Source organism: Streptomyces sp. NPDC007095 (genome assembly GCF_040634475.1).
Lineage (GTDB): Bacteria > Actinomycetota > Actinomycetes > Streptomycetales > Streptomycetaceae > Streptomyces.
This window is the reverse complement of the sequence record NZ_JBEYFS010000102.1, coordinates 23,698-39,121: the sequence shown is the minus strand read 5'-3', so window position 1 is coordinate 39,121 and position 15,424 is coordinate 23,698. Positions and strand designations below refer to the sequence as shown.

Annotated in this window: 15 protein-coding genes and 3 pseudogenes; 10 read left to right on the top strand and 8 right to left on the bottom strand. The window is 68.3% G+C overall.

Translation table 11 applies throughout. The annotated features are described in order from the left end of the window. Positions 1-377: 377 nt before the first annotated feature. The 3 genes and pseudogenes from ABZ656_RS30545 to ABZ656_RS30535 all read right to left on the bottom strand — a co-directional run. Positions 378-644 (bottom strand): annotated as a pseudogene (locus tag ABZ656_RS30545) (Tn3 family transposase); the annotation flags it as partial. 572 nt (positions 645-1,216) lie between these two features. Then, positions 1,217-2,335, bottom strand: coding sequence for an acyl-CoA desaturase (locus ABZ656_RS30540; RefSeq protein ID WP_101406486.1), 1,119 nt, complete (start codon positions 2,333-2,335; stop codon positions 1,217-1,219). A 7-nt stretch (positions 2,336-2,342) separates the two neighbouring features. Then, the gene (locus tag ABZ656_RS30535; RefSeq protein WP_101406485.1) at positions 2,343-3,398 is read right to left on the bottom strand and encodes a ferredoxin reductase; all 1,056 of its coding nucleotides are present in this window, start codon (positions 3,396-3,398) and stop codon (positions 2,343-2,345) included. A gap of 87 nt (positions 3,399-3,485) precedes the next feature. On the opposite strand from ABZ656_RS30535, the gene ABZ656_RS30530 reads away from it, so the two are divergent. Together ABZ656_RS30530 and ABZ656_RS30525 are read left to right on the top strand one after the other, a co-directional pair. Next, positions 3,486-4,625 carry a PucR family transcriptional regulator gene (locus ABZ656_RS30530; protein WP_101406484.1) on the top strand — a complete coding sequence of 380 codons (1,140 nt, stop codon included), beginning with the start codon at positions 3,486-3,488 and terminating at the stop codon, positions 4,623-4,625. An 808-nt stretch (positions 4,626-5,433) separates the two neighbouring features. Continuing rightward, positions 5,434-6,360, top strand: coding sequence for an immunity 49 family protein (locus tag ABZ656_RS30525; protein ID WP_360271878.1), 927 nt, complete (start codon positions 5,434-5,436; stop codon positions 6,358-6,360). An 81-nt stretch (positions 6,361-6,441) separates the two neighbouring features. On the opposite strand, the gene ABZ656_RS30520 is transcribed toward ABZ656_RS30525, so the two are convergent. Next, positions 6,442-6,888, bottom strand: a complete 447-nt coding sequence (locus ABZ656_RS30520) for a hypothetical protein (protein WP_360271875.1) — start codon at positions 6,886-6,888, stop codon at positions 6,442-6,444. Positions 6,889-7,119: 231 nt separating this feature from the next. Here ABZ656_RS30520 and ABZ656_RS30515 point away from each other — a divergent pair. Together ABZ656_RS30515 and ABZ656_RS30510 are read left to right on the top strand one after the other, a co-directional pair. Next, positions 7,120-7,866, top strand: a pseudogene (locus ABZ656_RS30515) (transposase); the annotation flags it as partial. A 56-nt stretch (positions 7,867-7,922) separates the two neighbouring features. Then, positions 7,923-8,384, top strand: a complete 462-nt coding sequence (locus ABZ656_RS30510; RefSeq protein ID WP_360271872.1) for a DUF6417 family protein — start codon at positions 7,923-7,925, stop codon at positions 8,382-8,384. Between the two features lie 37 nt (positions 8,385-8,421). Here the strand turns inward: ABZ656_RS30510 and ABZ656_RS30505 are convergent, their stop codons facing one another. Continuing rightward, the gene (locus tag ABZ656_RS30505) at positions 8,422-8,580 is read right to left on the bottom strand and encodes a hypothetical protein (RefSeq protein ID WP_180362611.1); all 159 of its coding nucleotides are present in this window, start codon (positions 8,578-8,580) and stop codon (positions 8,422-8,424) included. Between the two features lie 271 nt (positions 8,581-8,851). Between ABZ656_RS30505 and ABZ656_RS30500 the strand changes: the two genes are divergently transcribed. The 3 genes from ABZ656_RS30500 (at position 8,852) to ABZ656_RS30490 (ending at position 10,932) form a co-directional block, all read left to right on the top strand. Continuing rightward, complete coding sequence (locus ABZ656_RS30500; protein WP_101406482.1) at positions 8,852-9,424, top strand: hypothetical protein; 573 nt, start codon at positions 8,852-8,854, stop codon at positions 9,422-9,424. A gap of 4 nt (positions 9,425-9,428) precedes the next feature. Beyond that, a complete protein-coding gene (locus tag ABZ656_RS30495) occupies positions 9,429-10,241 on the top strand; it encodes an SLATT domain-containing protein (RefSeq protein WP_360271868.1) in 813 nt (270 codons plus the stop codon). 142 nt (positions 10,242-10,383) lie between these two features. After that, positions 10,384-10,932: a putative immunity protein gene (locus tag ABZ656_RS30490; RefSeq protein ID WP_360271865.1), complete on the top strand. Its 549-nt coding sequence runs from the start codon at positions 10,384-10,386 to the stop codon at positions 10,930-10,932. A gap of 35 nt (positions 10,933-10,967) precedes the next feature. Here ABZ656_RS30490 and ABZ656_RS30485 read toward each other — a convergent pair. Then, positions 10,968-11,117: pseudogene (locus ABZ656_RS30485) on the bottom strand (IS5/IS1182 family transposase); the annotation flags it as partial. Positions 11,118-11,344: 227 nt separating this feature from the next. Between ABZ656_RS30485 and ABZ656_RS30480 the strand changes: the two are divergent. From ABZ656_RS30480 to ABZ656_RS30470, 3 genes are all read left to right on the top strand, one after another. After that, a complete protein-coding gene (locus ABZ656_RS30480; RefSeq protein ID WP_101406478.1) occupies positions 11,345-11,953 on the top strand; it encodes a helix-turn-helix domain-containing protein in 609 nt (202 codons plus the stop codon). Beyond that, complete coding sequence (locus ABZ656_RS30475; protein ID WP_360271861.1) at positions 11,950-13,263, top strand: MFS transporter; 1,314 nt, start codon at positions 11,950-11,952, stop codon at positions 13,261-13,263. Before ABZ656_RS30480 ends, ABZ656_RS30475 begins: the two co-directional genes overlap by 4 nt. A gap of 224 nt (positions 13,264-13,487) precedes the next feature. Further along, positions 13,488-13,973: a tyrosine-type recombinase/integrase gene (locus tag ABZ656_RS30470; RefSeq protein WP_360271858.1), complete on the top strand. Its 486-nt coding sequence runs from the start codon at positions 13,488-13,490 to the stop codon at positions 13,971-13,973. 916 nt (positions 13,974-14,889) lie between these two features. On the opposite strand, the gene ABZ656_RS30465 is transcribed toward ABZ656_RS30470, so the two are convergent. Both ABZ656_RS30465 and ABZ656_RS30460 read right to left on the bottom strand, forming a co-directional pair. Then, entirely contained in the window at positions 14,890-15,105 is a 216-nt protein-coding gene (locus ABZ656_RS30465) for a hypothetical protein (protein WP_360271855.1), read from the bottom strand. A gap of 31 nt (positions 15,106-15,136) precedes the next feature. Further along, positions 15,137-15,418: a hypothetical protein gene (locus tag ABZ656_RS30460; RefSeq protein WP_360271852.1), complete on the bottom strand. Its 282-nt coding sequence runs from the start codon at positions 15,416-15,418 to the stop codon at positions 15,137-15,139. Positions 15,419-15,424 lie beyond the last annotated feature (6 nt).

The following is a 15,424-nucleotide window of genomic DNA, read 5'->3' as shown; positions in this document are numbered from 1 at the left end:
CAGGACCGTGCCCACTCGCCTGCGGGCGATCGCCCACTCCTGCCATTCCTCCTCGGCCGCGGCCAGCTCGGCCCGGATGCGATCGGCGTCCTCACACAACCCCTCGACACGACGACGAGCAGCGAGCTCGTGCTGTTCCAGCAGTCCGACCACGGACGGCATCCGCGACCTCCCGGGGAGCGACGACACGACACGCCACCACTCCCACTGAATCGCCGACCCTATGCCTGACCAGCGAAAACATCGCCCTCAGATTCGGAACGACAACAGCTTCTTAGTCGGACATATCAGGGAGCCTGACATCAGCTCCCCTACTGGCGCTTGCGATTTCCGAACACCCGGCCACCTGATATGCCCCCGTCACCCGATGTGGGCGTTCAGTCCGCGCCTTCGTCGTCCGCGTCCAGCTCGAGCGCGTCCGCATCGCTCAGCGGGCGCAGGGCACCGGCGGCCGGGGTCGAGGCAGTGAAGCTGTAGCGGCCGAGCTGGGCGACGGCGTCGTCGACGTAACGGGTCGTCCAGAGCACGATGGTACTGAGGACCAGACTGAGCGAGCCGAGCTGGTCCTCCACGCCGTCCCGGTACGCCTGGTGGATGGCGCCGCGCTTGCCATGGCACACGTCCCGGGCCAGCTTGTGGCGGGAGATCGCTAACTAACACGCGATGAAGGGCTCCTCCGTTCTGTTGCGGGACGCGTCAGGTCCATACGCTTGATGAGCAGCGTGTTCTTTGCGCACGACCGCCTGAGAGCAACAGAACAGAGTCGAGACAGAACTGGCCCCATGTCGGTGCCGCGCCTGGAGCGCAGTACCACCCGCCCCGGGTCGATAGAGACCAGGGCCTGCCACCTGTCCTACTTCGGCTCACCGGCCCATCCCGGCAGCAGCGCAGGGTCGGACACAGGGGCGGCGAGCATCGGTTCCGGCAGTGTCCACGTCACAGCCCATGCCTTCCACCCAGCCCGCCCGTCGGCAAACCGAGTGCACGTACGCAGCCGACTACCGGCCCGACCACGGCAGGTCAGCGCACTACAACACCTCGCCGGGGGCTGTGTGCTGAGCTCCTGGCGCACGTCCAGGCAGCGCAGCCGGACACCGGGCTGCCCGGATCCCGTGTCGTACGGTCTGATGTCGCGGCCGCCCACTGTCCGCAACGGATCTCACCGAACCCGGCGGTGCCGCCGGTACGGCCGAAAGATCTGAACCAATACCGGGAATCAGGCCGCGACGAGCTCCTGCTCGCGGTCCGGCGTCTTGACCTTGGGCTTCTTGTTCGGCAGCGAGAGCCGGAAGACCTTGCGCCACGCGGAGAACACCTGCTTGGGCAGCGGCCCGGTGACGTACTCCAGCTCGTACTTTTCGAACAGCGCGCGCACCTTCACCGCGACCTCGGCGTACCGGTTGCTCGGCAGGTCCGGGAACAGGTGGTGCTCGATCTGGTGCGACAGGTTGCCGGTCATGAAGTGCATGGCCCTGCTGCCGCTGATGTTCGCCGAGCCCATCATCTGGCGCAGGTACCACTGGCCGCGCGTCTCGCCCTTGATCGACCGGCGCTCGAAGACCTGCACGCCCTCGGGGAAGTGCCCGCACATGATCACCGAGTGGGACCAGATGTTGCGGACCAGGTTCGCGGTGAACGTGGCGGCGAGCGTGGTGAGGAACGACGGGCCCGACAGCATCGGGTGGATCACGTAGTCCTTGAGCACCTGCTTGCGGATCTTGCGGCCCACGGCCTTGGCCCGCGCGCGGAACTCCGGGTTCTTGCGGCGGCGCTTGTGCAGGTTCTTGCCGAGCTCCAGGTCGTACGCTGCGATGCCGTACTCGAAGAAGCAGGCGTTGATGAAGTTCCACAGCGGCTGGCCGAGGTGGAACGGGTGCCACTTCTGGTCCTCGTCGACGCGCATGATGCCGTAGCCGAGGTCGTTGTCCTTGCCGATCACGTTGGTGAACGTGTGGTGCAGCTCGTTGTGCGAGTGCTTCCACTGCTCGGACGGCGAGACGTGATCCCACTCCCAGGTGGTGGAGTGGATCTTCGGGTCCCGCATCCAGTCCCACTGGCCGTGCAGGACGTTGTGGCCGATCTCCATGTTGTCCATGATCTTCGCCACGGACAGACCGGCGGTGCCGAGCAGCCACGCGGGCGGGAAGATCGAGAACAGCAGCACGCCCCTGCTGACCAGCTCGAGCTTGCGCTGCGCCGAGATGACCTTACGGATGTAGGCGGCGTCTTTCTCGCCGCGGCTGGCGATCACCTCGTCGCGGATCGCGTCCAGCTCGCGGCCAAGCTCCTCGATCTGCTCCGCGGTCAGGTGGGCGGTGGGGTCGATGGCGGTCAAGGTGCTCCTACCGTTCGATGTCGCAGGGGCCCGCCGCGGCGGACACGCAGGTCTGGATGAGGACGCCCGGCTCGGCCTCGGTGATCTCGCCGTTGCGCAGGTCGCGGACGGCGCCCGCCTTGAGCGGCGTGATGCAGCCGAAGCAGATGCCCATGCGGCACCCGGAGGGCATGAGCACGCCGGCCTCCTCGCCGATGTCCAGCAACGGCGTGGCGCCGTCCGCGTCGACGGTCTTGCCGGTGGCGCTGAACGTGACCTCGCCGCCGTCGCCGGCGACGACGATGCTGGGGCGGAAGCGTTCGGTGTGCAGGCGCTCTTGTACGCCGTGCTCGGTCCAGTGCTCTTCGGCGGCGTCGAGCAGGCCCGCGGGCCCGCAAGCCCAGGTCTCGCGCTCGGCCCAGTCGGGCACGAGTTCGTCGAGACGGGCGACGTCGAGCATGCCGTCTGTGTCGGTGTGCACTTCGGTGAGCCGCAGCTTCTTGTCCGCGACCAGGTCGTGCAGTTCGTTGCGGAAGATCACGTCTTGCGGCTGTGGCGCGCAGTGGACCATGACGACGTCGTCGAACTCGATGTCGCGCAGCATGCCCATCACGGGCGTGATGCCGCTGCCGGCCGTCAGGTAGAGCACCTTGGCGGGCTTGGCCTGCGGCAGCACGAAGTCACCGGTCGGCTGGTCGAGCTGGATCAGCGTGCCCGGTTTCGCCCTGCAGACCAGGTGGTTGCTGACCTTGCCGTCCGGGATCGCCTTCACGGTGATCGTGACGCGGCCGTCCTGGCGGTTTGTCGGCGAGGTGATGGAGTAGGCACGCCACAGGCGCACCCCGTCGACGTCGACCCCGATCCGCACGTACTGACCGGCTGTGTGGCCGCGCCAGCCCCGTCCCGGCCTGATCACGATGGTCGCGGCGTCACCCGTCTCGGGGTGCACGGCCTCGATGCGCCCACGCAGGTCAGCGCCCGCACGCAGCGGGCTGACCAGGTCGAGGTAGTCCGACGGCAACAGCGGCGTCGTGACCATCTCCAGCAGTTTCCACGCCCTGCTGCGGAGGGCTGCACTCGTCATGACTCCAGCTTGCTGTGCCTCAGGGCGTAAAGTCCTGACCGCAGGACGTAAATCTGGTCGGCTGAATTGTTCGCAGGGAACAAAAACGTGAGCCATGCAATCCGGAGGGCCAGCGAACTGGCCCTCGATGAGACGACGGTCACCGCACTTCGGGCCGCGCTGAAGACCACCGCCGACGAGGTCGTCCAGGCGATCATCGACGAGGTCCCTCCCTACGCCAACGCCCTTTCGGGCCGCATGGGCGGCACCATCCGCCGAGCCGTCCGCACCGCCCTGGGGCACTACCTGGACCTCGCGAGCGGGAACGCCACAGGCGGCGACGCCGGTGACGCAGCCTACGAGCTGGGCCGCGGCGAGGTGCGCGACGGCCGTTCGATGGACGCCCTGCTCAGCGCCTACCGCGTCGGCGCCCGCGTGGCCTGGCGATGCCTGGCAGCGGGTGCCGTACCCGCAGGTCTGCCCGCCGCCGAGGTCGCCAAGTTCGCCGAGCTGACCTTCGCCTACATCGACGAGCTCTCCGCCGCGAGCGCCGCGGGCCACGCCGACGAACTGGCCGCCCGGGGCAGGGTTCACGAGCGCCACCTGGAACACCTGGCCCGCGACCTCCTCGCCGGCGCGAGCCCGGACGTGCTGCTGGCCTCTGTTCAACGGGCCGGGTGGCAGCCTCCGGTTTCGCTGACCGCGGTTCTGCTGCCCGCCGCCCAGGCCCGGCCTGCCTACCGCGCGCTCGACCCGAGCACCCTCGTCCTCGACGATCTGCCGGACGCCACCGGTGTGCTGCTTGTCCCCGATGCCGACCGATCACATCTCTTGCGGCAGCTGACCGACCGCACCGCCGTGGTCGGGCCGGCCCGGCCATGGACTCGTGCGTCCGCCTCGTACGCACGAGCCGTTCGCGCGCGCTCCCTCTCCTCTGATATTCGCGACACCGAGGACCACCTGCCCGAGCTGGTGCTGAGCGCCGACGTGGACGCGTTCGCAGACCTGCGTGCCCGAGCCCTCGCACCGTTGCGGACCTTGCCTGTCGCGACCGCACGGCGGCTGGAGGAGACGTTGCGGGCGTGGCTGCTGCACCAGGGCAGGCGGGACGAGGTGGCGGCGGCGTTGTTCGTCCATCCCCAGACAGTCCGGTACCGGATGTCGCAGCTGCGGGAGCTGTTTCCGGATCTCGCATCGCCACACCGGGTCCTTGAACTGACGCTGGCGGTCGGTCTTCGGGCCAGCTGACGCGTACTTCGACCGTCCACGCCCGCGTCCGTGAGCGGTCCAGGAATCGTGCCTCGTTCTCGGTGCCATCAGCTGGCTCATGCGGCCCGGGGAAGAGCGGTATTAGCCAGCTGAGACCGGGGGTTGATGTGAAGACCAGACAAGGCCTCGGGAAGCCCGTCGGGGGCGCTGTCTCTGAGATGCGCGGTCGCGTCCGGCATCTGCGCGGCCCCGGCCTCAATCTCCGGAAACACCGGCAGGCTACTGGCGACAGGCCTTTCGCGCACATGATCACGATCTACGGCTGGAGTAGTAGGTTCTGCGGTTTCGTGAGCAATTCCGCGTGACCATGTGCACAGTCAGAGCGAACCCTGGTGATCATGAGCAGCGGTTGCGTTCGGCCGTTGTCAGTTGTAGCTCTTCGACGCGGCGTTCACCCGGCCCTGGCCCACTGGTACCGGCTGGACTGGCGCGGGGGTGCGTTTGGCGGCGCGGCTGACGATGGCCGTCTCGTCGTGGGTGATGCCCAGGCCGACCATGTCGTGGGAGAGGAAGCCGTCTTTCGCCGCGTAGGCGACCGCCCTTCACGACCACGCACGTCGACAGCCCCGGCCGGGTTCCGTCCCGGCCGGGGCTGCTTGCGTATCGATCACGCGGGCATCGTGGTGCGGGACGTCGGCGGGGGAGAGGTCGGCGCGGGGTGGCGCCACTGACCGGCAGCGTCGCGGGCGACGCCGACTTCCACCACCACACACACCACGACGCAGCCGGGGGTCTGTTCACAGGTTCTGAGGGCCGGGTTGTCGGTGGCGACTGACAGGATGAACGAATGGGGATCAACGACGTGCCACGCCATCCGGTGAGCCAGCAGCGCTTGGAGCAGGCCCTCGGCGACAAAGCGGACCGTGTTCAGCGCCGTTTCGAGGACGTCTACTACCACGAGTATCCGCTGCGGGAGATGTTGTCGGAGCTCGGCTACGAGCTGCTCGACCATGTCGCCGCACGCAGCGTGCACGATCCCGACCTGCAGGACGAACGCACCCGGCTCGCCCTGACCACGGCGGCCGAATCCCTCTTCGGCGTACTGGAGCTGGGCTGCTGCCCGGGCGGCGACTGGGAGATCCCTTTCCCGCTGACCCACACGCGCTTCAGCAGCGAGGAGAAGGATTTCGACGAGATGCGGGACGCGACCGACACGGTCACCGCCCGCACCTGGGTCGAAGCGTTTAACATCTGTGTGGCCAGCGGCCTGGTGAGGGACTGGGAGCGGGTGTTCGGGCTGCTACTCCGACAGGAATACGCCCCAATGATGCATAAGAACTTGCCCTACGCGCAGCGGGACTCGATCTCCGATCCGGCCGACCTCGCGCACATGGACGCCCTGTGCGGCTACCTGACCCCGTCCCCGGGCCATCTGCCCCGGGACTGGCCGCAGGTGACGCTGTGCAAGCCATCCATCGACGAGCGGCTGGACGCGGCGCTGGCTCTGGACGCCGCCGGCGCGACGAGCCCCGACCAGCGGCTGCTGTGCATCCTGCTCCGGGACGACCAGGCCGCCTTCGAGTACGCGCTGCACCAACGCCTGGTGGAGCACCGCGTCGGCGTCGGCGAGGATCCTGCGCCCCGGAGCCTGATGCCGCTGGGTGCAATCGCCCTGGCCGCGCTCGCCGTGCAGGTGCACGGCTGGAACCTGCGGATCAAGTCCGGCTATCTGCCTGCCTCGCTACTGAACGCCCCCGCCACAGCCGACACCTGAACAACCCCCGCCTGCCCCTACGGGCAGACGACGGGGGATTGCTCACAGGCGCCGAGCTTGTCGTTTAACGTCGCAGGCTGGTCAGGGTACGGTTCCAGGCTCCGTCCATGGCCAACTCCCAAGCGCCGAAGCGAGACGGTCTTGAAGTACCGGATCTTGCACTTCGACGGTCAGGCGGTACGCGATGGGGCCGATCTGCCATCCGGCGTGATGGTCGAAGTGCTGATACGGTCCCGCAACGTTGTGCGCGAGCTTGCCGACCAGCTCGGCGAGTCGGAAGAGCAGATGCTCAGCGATTCGGTCCTCGCTGGCCAGGCTGCTTTGGCGGACCCGATCGAACAATTCACGGCCATGGCTCCACTGTGTTGGAACGGCTGCCATCTCCAGGGCTGCGTCGATCTCGGGAGTCGTTCCCAGACTCAGCGAAGCTGCCTCAAGGACCTGACCAGCCCATGTCACTGGCTCTTGCTGCCGCTCGAACAGGGATCGCCCCCTCTGGTGAATGCCGCTCGCTCCGACGCTGCTCATTTCACGGTCATGACAACATTGCGGGTCAGAAACAACGGAGTTGGGCCCGCTCAGCGCTCGGTTCGCGCCCACTCGTGCACAACTGGAAGTTGATCAACCCGTGGCCTCCCGCTCGACCTCGAATGTGTTTCACACGTGAGTGGGGTTTGCCCAGATCAGGGCACGTGGGAACGGCCTTCCGCTGATGCTGTGCTCCGTCACAGATACACCGCTCAGCAGGGAGGCCATGGGATGAGTCTGCCGTGTGTGGGTGTCCCGCAGGATGCGCTCGGGCAACTCTCATGCTTCCGGGCGGACTTCTACGACTGCTTGACCGGACGCACGGACGCTCTGTTCGAGCTGACCGACTCCCTGTTGTGTACGGACGGGCCGGTGAAGACACTGGTCGGACTCGCCCTTGCGCCCGAACACCGGCGCGGGCACGGCGCATTGTACGGCGCTCTCAACCGGGGCCGTATCGAGGTCGCCCGGCTCCGGCGGGTGCTGGCCTCGGTGCCACTGCCGCAGGCGGCCGACGGACGGCTGGTCCTGGCAGTGGACGTCTCGCCGTGGCTGCGCCCCGACGCCGCCACCAGCGATGCCCGCTCGTTCTGCCACGCCTACGGCCGCGGCGAGAACAAGCACCTGATGATCCCGGGCTGGCCCAGCTCGTGGATCGTCGCCCTGGAGACGGGCCGCTCCTCCTGGACCGCGACCCTGGACGCCGTGCGGCTGCGGCCGGGCGACGACCTCGCCGCCGTGACCGCCGACCAAGTGCGAGACCTGGTCGGACGCCTGATCACAGCAGGCCAGTGGCACGAGGGCGACCCACTGGTGTGGATTGTGGTCGACGCCGGCTACGACGTGATGCGCCTGTCCTACCTCCTGCGAGACCTCCCCGACGAACTCCTCGGACGTCTCCGCTCGGACCGGGCCATGCGCCGCCCCGCACCCCCACGCGTCTACGACCCGAAGGGCGGACGACCGCCCAAGCACGGCAGCCCTGCCAGGAGGACCGCGCGGAGCTTTCGGCTCTGGAGGGGCGGCCCCGTGCGGTGGGCGGCCCGTCTGACCCCGTACGGCCACGACACTTTCGCCTACGGCTGCTCCGCCCCCGGGCCGAGCCCCCGACCAGTGGGCCAGCCCAGGACCGTCGGATGGTGGAGCTGATCCCGTCGCAGATGACGGCGCTGCGGGTGTTCGTCGGCCTTGGCGGCCGACTCCGAGTTCCGCCGGCCGACGGATTGGCGGAGCAGGTCCGTACGGCCTCGTGTGATCACGGGATCAAGCGGTGGCGGCTGTATCTGACGCCGGAGCAGATGGAGTCGGTGGCGTACGCGTTGTGGCTGCACCGGATGACCGGCTCCGCCGCGGAGGCCAACCGCTTCGCCCGCGAGTACGGCATCGCGCACGCCCCGTCTCCAGCCGAGCTGGACGGGCCGGCACCCGGCGCCGTCGTGACGACGGCGCCGGGCAAGGCCGCGCCCCGTGGCGCGGGGTCTATCGGGCGAGGGTGACGTGAATGCGGCCCCTCTGCCCGGCCTGGATGATCTATCAGTCCATGTACGCCATTGCGATGTGCCTTCCTCGATCGTCCAAGTCGTCGGTCAGCTGGTAGCTCCAACCGGCCTCACGCAGTACCTCTACTTCTGTCGCTTCGGTGGTGAGAGTCCGCCCGTGCGCCGGGCCGTACATCAAGATCCCTGTTGTCATGGCGCGAACCGTAGGAGGCTCTGTCCCATAGCATTGCGGGGATGGCGGCGCACCACGTCCCCGCCGCCATCCCCGTTCGTTGCATCGACCCCTGGAGCCACGTCCCGCATCCCGGCACCCATCGGTGCGGAACTGGTGCTTCGCAGGCCACCGCCTGAGACTGCGCCCGCCAGCTTCCCGTCGTTGAGGAGCTGGCTGATCATCCCGCTGACACGGCCTCAACCCCCTTGGCAGGGTGCGGTGATCGGATCGGCAGACGGAGGGGGCTTCCGTGGAAGCACGGATGTGGAACGCGCTGGTCGGCGTGATGAAGGAGGCGTACACCGCGGGACTGGGCGAGGGGGCGGTGCCGCGCCCGGTCATGATGCCGCTGGTGCGCGGCGAGCTGGTCGGGCTGATCTGGGTCCGCCCGCTCAAGGTCGGCCAGGATGCGCTCGCCGGGATCGCGGAGCTCGCGAACATTGCCGCTGCGGCCGGTGCGGACGAGGTCGTCCTCGCCCGGGAGACCCACGACGTCGCCACCGCCTGCGAGCTGCCCATCGTCGGCCCGGCGCCGTGCCTGAACATGGTGCTCGCAAGCCGCCACGGCCACCTCCTGCACAAGTTCCCCTACAGCGAGCAGCTCCTGTCGCGGAGCCCCGAGGGCTGGGCGTCGGTCGCCCCCGGCTGGAGGCCGGCCCCCGCGCCGCAGCCCGGCGGCGAGCTGGTGCCGCCCATCCAGGCCGCGGTGAACTTCTCTTTCACTCCGATCGAGCTGGACCACCCCGATCCGTTCGGCGTCACCGTCGTGGTGATGGAAGAGGACGGCTACAGCGTGCGCCTGACCGAAGCGTTCGCCCGCTGAGCCCGTGACACGCGACTTCGACGACGACGCGCCCCGCCGAATCCAGGACGCGAACGACCTGGTCCACGCCCGCCAGCGGGACGCCGACGAACGGATCTACGTGGTGACCACCAACCTCGTCATCGACGCACAGGAGAAGCTCGCACGGCGCCGGCGGCTGGACCGCATCTGGCGCACTGGATGGGCGGTCAGCTGGCTGTCCTTACTCACCGCCGTCATCGGCACGGGCATCGCCGCGTTCGCCGCAGGCGGCCCGGCGCGGTTCGTCCTGGGTGATCTGATCTGCGGCGGCCTGCTCCTGATGTCCCTGCTGGCGCTGGTCGGGGTGCACTTCGCCGGGCGGGGACTGCCCACCCTTCAGCGCATCGAGGCGCAGCTCGCCTCCGCGCAGGAGTCGCTGTGGAAGCAGAAGGTCAGGAACAACCCGGGCCTGGACGACCGGCGCCACCTCTACCGTGAGGAAGTCACCACCGCGATCGAGCAGTACCAGGCCGACAGCCGCAAGTACCGGCGGATCCACAACAGCCTGCAGACCCTCATCATGATCGGCTCCGCCTGCACGACCACGATCGCGGCCCTGGACACTGGCAAGGAGCTGACCTGGCAGAGCGTCACCCTGACCGTCATCAGCTTCGCCATCACGGTGGCCGCGATGTTTACCGGCTACTACAAGTTCCGCGAGCGGGCCTGGGCGATGCGTCCGAGCGCGAGGTGTGCTTCAGCGAGCCTCCGCCAACTCGAATTCGCTGGTCAAAGGGCTGGTATGACCGGATGTCGGCGTACTCACGCTGGTCGTGGGCGGCTGTCTGAGGAGTAGATCGTCTGTCAGCGGTCGGCTGCTCGTCTTCCGTTCGCTGTGGCCGGGCGGCATCCGGTCAGCTTGGGAGCCAGTCGGCATATGAAGCCCGGAGCCGTCCCTACCGACTAGCGGTCCGGCGCAATCGTGGAAGATAGAACCCATGACAGGGGACGCGAGCGAGATCGTTCTGAGCAAGCAGGACCTTCGTGAGATCGCCGCGTTCGCTGCGGCCTGTGCTGAGGCGGCGCTTGAGGTATTCGAGGCCGATCAGCCGGACGACTCGCGGCCTCGAGACGCGATCAGTGCCGCGTGGGAGTTCGCCCGGGGCGGCGAACGCGGGAAGTCTCTGCGCGACACGGCATCGGCGGCCCTCAAAGCGGCCAAGGGCGCGGATACTGCGGCTGCCCGAGAGGCAGCGTGGGCTGCGATGTCTGCGGCAGGCGCCGCCTACCTGCATCCGTTGGCCAAGGCCACCCAGGTCAAGCACATTCTCGGAGCTGGCGCTTACGCGGCCAGAGCGGCCGAACTCGTCGACGGCGACGATCGGAGCGTTGGTGCCGAAAGTATCGAGCAGACGGTGCATCGTGCGACACCAGTCGTCATTGACGTGCTCAAACGCTTCCCGGCGGCGCCGAGTGGCGGCGGACGGGTTGGTGAGTTGATCCGCATGCTGGACGCTGACCTTCGTTCAATCACCGTCGCTGAGTGACTTTCAGCGTCCGGGCGGAGCGGGCCTCACATCCGTCAGCGGTTGACTTCGAGGTTCGTCAGGACAAGCAGGGCGCGCAGGAGGCGGGTCGCGTGGGCGGGGTCGGTGCGGACCTTGGTGAGGGTCCGCCAGTTCTTGAGGTGGGCGAAGCCGTGCTCGACCGGTGCGCGCCCGACGGCGAGTGCCGCCGCCCGGATCGAGGACGTCCGCGACCGGCTCCGCGACCCGGCCGCCGCCCGCGACATCATCGCGACCGGCACCGACTCTTACCGGCTCGCCCACGCCAAGGCTCGCCAGCAGGCCGCCGCCAGCGCTTGATCACACCTGCTCGCCGGGACGCGCATCAGGCGGCTGACGGCACTGGAGATATGAGACTTGACTCTCACAATACGTGAGAGGAAACTCTCACGTCATGGACTCTGGTAATCGGCTGGGCGATATCGAGATCACTGATCCGCAGGCGATGCGGGCGCTGGCGCACCCGGTGCGGCTGGCGATCCTTGAACGCCTGCAGCGGCACGGGCCGGCGACGGCGACGCAACTCTCGCCCGATGTGGGAGCCACCCCGTCAGTGACCAGCTGGCATCTGCGGCATTTGGCGGGCTTCGGCCTGGTCCGCGATGCCGAGCCCGGCCCGGACCGTCGCCAGCGGCGGTGGGAGGCGGTGGCGCGCGGCTTCCGGTTCGAGGTGCCGGAGGACCCGGACGACGAGGAGGGCAGGTCGGCCGCGCGGGTCCTGTCCCGGGAGATGTTCCTGCGCTCCGCAGACCTGCCGAACCGGTGGGCTGCCGAGGTCGAGCCCAAGCTCGAACCGGTGTGGCAGCGGCTTGCGGGTCTGTCCAACACCCGCGTCGTCGTCTCCGCCGACGAACTCGCCGCCATCGAGGACGCGATCGAACGCATCCTCGCGCCCTACGTGACGCGTGACGAGGCCGCGCGTCCGGCCGAAGGCCGCGGCGTCCGGCTGCTGCGTTACGTCCTGCCCGAGGGCGCCGAGGATCAGACCGGCGGGACGTCATGAGCGCTGCAGACCAGGCCATACCCGTATCACTGTGGCGTGACCAGCGGTTTCGTCGATTCTGGGCCGGCCAGTCGATCTCGCAGTTCGGCGACCGGATCACCGAACTGGCCCTGCCACTGATCGCGGTGGGGGCGCTGCACGCTTCGGCCAATCAGGTGGCATGGCTGACCGCGCTCATCTGGACCCCGAACCTGCTCGCGATCGTCCTCGGTGCCTGGGTCGACCATCGCGTCCACAAGCGGCGCCTGATGGTTCTCGCTGACCTGGCGCGCGCCGCAGTGCTGCTCTCCCTCCCCGCTGCCTATCTGCTGGGGGCGGTGACACTTGGTCAGTTGTATGCTGTGGCGTTACTGACCGGCGCCGCAGGGGTGCTGTTCAACACCGCCTATCCGCCGTTCTTCGCCCACCTGGTTCCCCGGTCGTCCTACGTCGACGCGAACAGCAAGCTCAGTGCCAGCCGTTCCGCGTCATACGTCGCCGGCCCGGCGATCGGTGGTGCCCTGGTCCAGGCGTTGACCGCTCCCGTCGCCGTCGTCGTCGACGCCCTGACGTTCCTGGCGTCCGCGGTTCTGGTCGGTCGGGTTTCGATCGATGAACCGCCAGCCGCCCCTGACCAAGCGACACCCCCGCTGCTGCGGCGCGCCAGGGAGGGACTGCTGTTCGTCATCCGTCACCCGGTGCTGCGGGCGAGTCTCGGGTGCGCGGCGACCGTCAACTTCTTCACCTTTGTCGCGGGCAGCGGACTGATCGTGCTGTTCGCCAGCCGGAACCTCGCACTGACCGCGGGAGTCATCGGCATGGCGTTCGGGATCGGTGCCACCGGCTCGCTCCTTGGCGCGGTGATCGCCCCGAAGGTCTCGCGAAGGCTCGGCGTGGGCCGCAGCATCGTCGTGGGCGCTGTGTTGTTCCCGGCACCGATCGCCATCGCCGCTGCCGCGGGCGGCCCCCTCTGGGCTCGCGCCGGAGCCTTGGCCCTGACCGAGTTCCTCTCCGGCGTTGGCGTCATGCTCTTCGACGTCAACCTCAACTCCCTTCAGGCGGACGTGATCCCCGATGGCATGCGCAGTCGAGTGGCCGGCGCGTACAGCACGATCAATTACGGCTTACGCCCTGTGGGCGCCGTCCTCGGCGGCCTCCTCGCTACCCTCATCGGCCTCCGGGTGACCCTCCTCATCGGCGCCGTCGGCGGAGTGCTGTCGCTGCTCTGGCTGCTGCCCTCGCCGATACCACGCATCCACTCCCTGACTCCCGACAATCCGGTAGCTGCAGACAGCGACACGGACTCGGACGCGCGACCAGTGCCTTCCTGACCCGCCGCCGAACCATCCGGGCCCGAGCGGAGACCTCCCGAACCCGACGGCCGGCACATACATGCCGGGCCGCGGTCGCCCAGCGCGGATAGTGCTTGAGCGCCCCGTGGCATCGCCCTCGTGGATCGGATCCGTGATCCGCTGCGAGGGTAGAGGGTGGGGCCAAAATACTCGTTCAGATCATGTCCCGAAGATCGCTGTCTGGGGCCAGAGAACTCGTTCCCGTGGGGCCAACAGACTCGTTCGAAGCCACCCACGAGCGCGTTACCGGCCCGCTGCTGCCCCACCTCTTCCAGCGGCGGCCCTACTGGCAGCCGCAGGTCATGAGCGAGGCCGCGGTCAGGCACAGGCTCGATCGAAGGCTGGAAGCCACCGGCCTGCGCGATCAGGCAGGCCAGCCGCTGAACTACACCCCGCACGACTTCCGCAGGATGTTCGCCACCGAGGCCGTCACCGGCGGCCTGCCCGTCCACATCGCAGCCCGCATCCTCGGACACAAGACGCTGACCACCACTCAGGCATACCTTGCGGTCTTCCAGGACGACCTGGTGCGGACCTACCGCGGCTTCCTCGACCGGCGCCGGGCCGACCGACCGCAGGAGGGGTACCGAGAGCCCACCGAGCAGGAGTGGCACGACTTCCAGCAGCACTTCGAGCTCCGCAAGGTGTCACTGGGCACCTGCGGGCGACCCTACGGCTTCGGCAGGTGAGAGCTCACCGCTGAGGCGCAGGAAGCTGAACGGCTCGAAGTCAGCGACAGGCCAAAGATCGAAGCCGTCAGGTGCGTACATCTCCAGGACGGGCTGCATCGTGATCACTCTGGGAAGTGTTCCGTACCCGCCGCCCGTATCGCCTACCGATTACGCCGAGCCTCCTCGTCGCGGCCGACCGGGCTGAGCGCCTTCGGCTGTACTGCCCTGCGCAAAAGGAGGTGTACGCCGACACCCAGGCGTCCATCGGGTTGTGGTGTGCGTGCGCGCGGCCGGAGCGACGCGCCAGGTCGAGCGGGAACGGGTTGTCGACGGTCAGCCAATTCCCCACCCGGAACGTCACGTAATGGGCCAGGGGGACGGTGACGTCGCGACCGCCGTGTCCATGGGGACGGTGACCGTGCGTCGGGATCCCCAGGGCGCCAGAGGTTCCCGGGCCGCCCGATAGCCAGACCGTCGTTCAGGCTGGTCAGGGCTGTCCAGGGTGGCCGCGAGGCCAGCGCGTAGCGCCGCCGAAGGCGCCCTTGACCGACCGGACCAGCCGCACACTCAGCCGTCGGGCGGCCCGTCACGGCCCCAGCCCAGGTGGGGAATGACGTGACGCTGATCATGGAGATCCTGGGGAATTGCATGACCGCTGACACGGGTTGAGTAGCGGTCCGGATCCGCCATCATGGTGCAGGTCGTAGAACCTGCGCAGTACCGTTTCGCTGTGGGCGACGGTCGACGGGGCATAGCCGAGCCCAGGGCTCGTTTTCCCGGTCACCGGATTCGGCGTGCCGACGGTGCGGGCCGGCCGCCGCTTGGCCGCGGGTGTTCGTGGTTTGACGGTCAGTTGGATCCAGCAGCTGAAGTCCCGAGCCTCCACGCGCGTCGTTCGGTCCCACGGCACCTGGATCGCGTGCAGGAACCGTCATCACCGCAGCAGGCCCATGCCGTAGGGGCGGACGGTTACCGCCGCCTTCCCGGCTGCGAGCAGTTCCTGGAAGAACACCGCGACCGGCGCCACGGCCGCGCCGTCGGCGTCGACGAGCCGGTAGGGCTCGTACCGGTCGCCGGTCTCCACCAGCCGACCCCACCGAGGAATGGTCAACCTCGACAGATCCCGCTCGGGCACACGATCGTTCATCACGACCGCAGACCGTACTGGGCGACAAACTCACCTATGCCCTGAACTGCACAATCAGCCTGGTTCGTTCAGTCAACGGGGCATCCGTTGCCCCGTCCTCCAGATGGATCCTCGCCAACAGCCCCGCCTCCTGGAGATCATCCAGAACCTCCGCGAGCGCATCCGCGAGGCCCGCGCCAACGGCTGGCTCGGCGAGGTCGAAGGACTTCAAGTCAGCTTTGACGCCGCGATGGCCAAGCTCAACAGCCTCAAACGGGCTCCGACCGATGGCCGGCCGCAGCTGGTTGGCCTTGGCATGCCGGTCCTCACCGACCACGCACCA

Coding starts and splice junctions, on each gene's coding strand:
- ABZ656_RS30535 (WP_101406485.1), bottom strand. CDS start 3,398: ATGACGAGTGCAGCCCTCCGCAGCAGGGCGTGGAAACTGCTGGAGATG.
- ABZ656_RS30525 (WP_360271878.1), top strand. CDS start 5,434: ATGGGGATCAACGACGTGCCACGCCATCCGGTGAGCCAGCAGCGCTTG.
- ABZ656_RS30520 (WP_360271875.1), bottom strand. CDS start 6,888: ATGAGCAGCGTCGGAGCGAGCGGCATTCACCAGAGGGGGCGATCCCTG.
- ABZ656_RS30505 (WP_180362611.1), bottom strand. CDS start 8,580: ATGACAACAGGGATCTTGATGTACGGCCCGGCGCACGGGCGGACTCTC.
- ABZ656_RS30490 (WP_360271865.1), top strand. CDS start 10,384: ATGACAGGGGACGCGAGCGAGATCGTTCTGAGCAAGCAGGACCTTCGT.
- ABZ656_RS30480 (WP_101406478.1), top strand. CDS start 11,345: ATGGACTCTGGTAATCGGCTGGGCGATATCGAGATCACTGATCCGCAG.
- ABZ656_RS30475 (WP_360271861.1), top strand. CDS start 11,950: ATGAGCGCTGCAGACCAGGCCATACCCGTATCACTGTGGCGTGACCAG.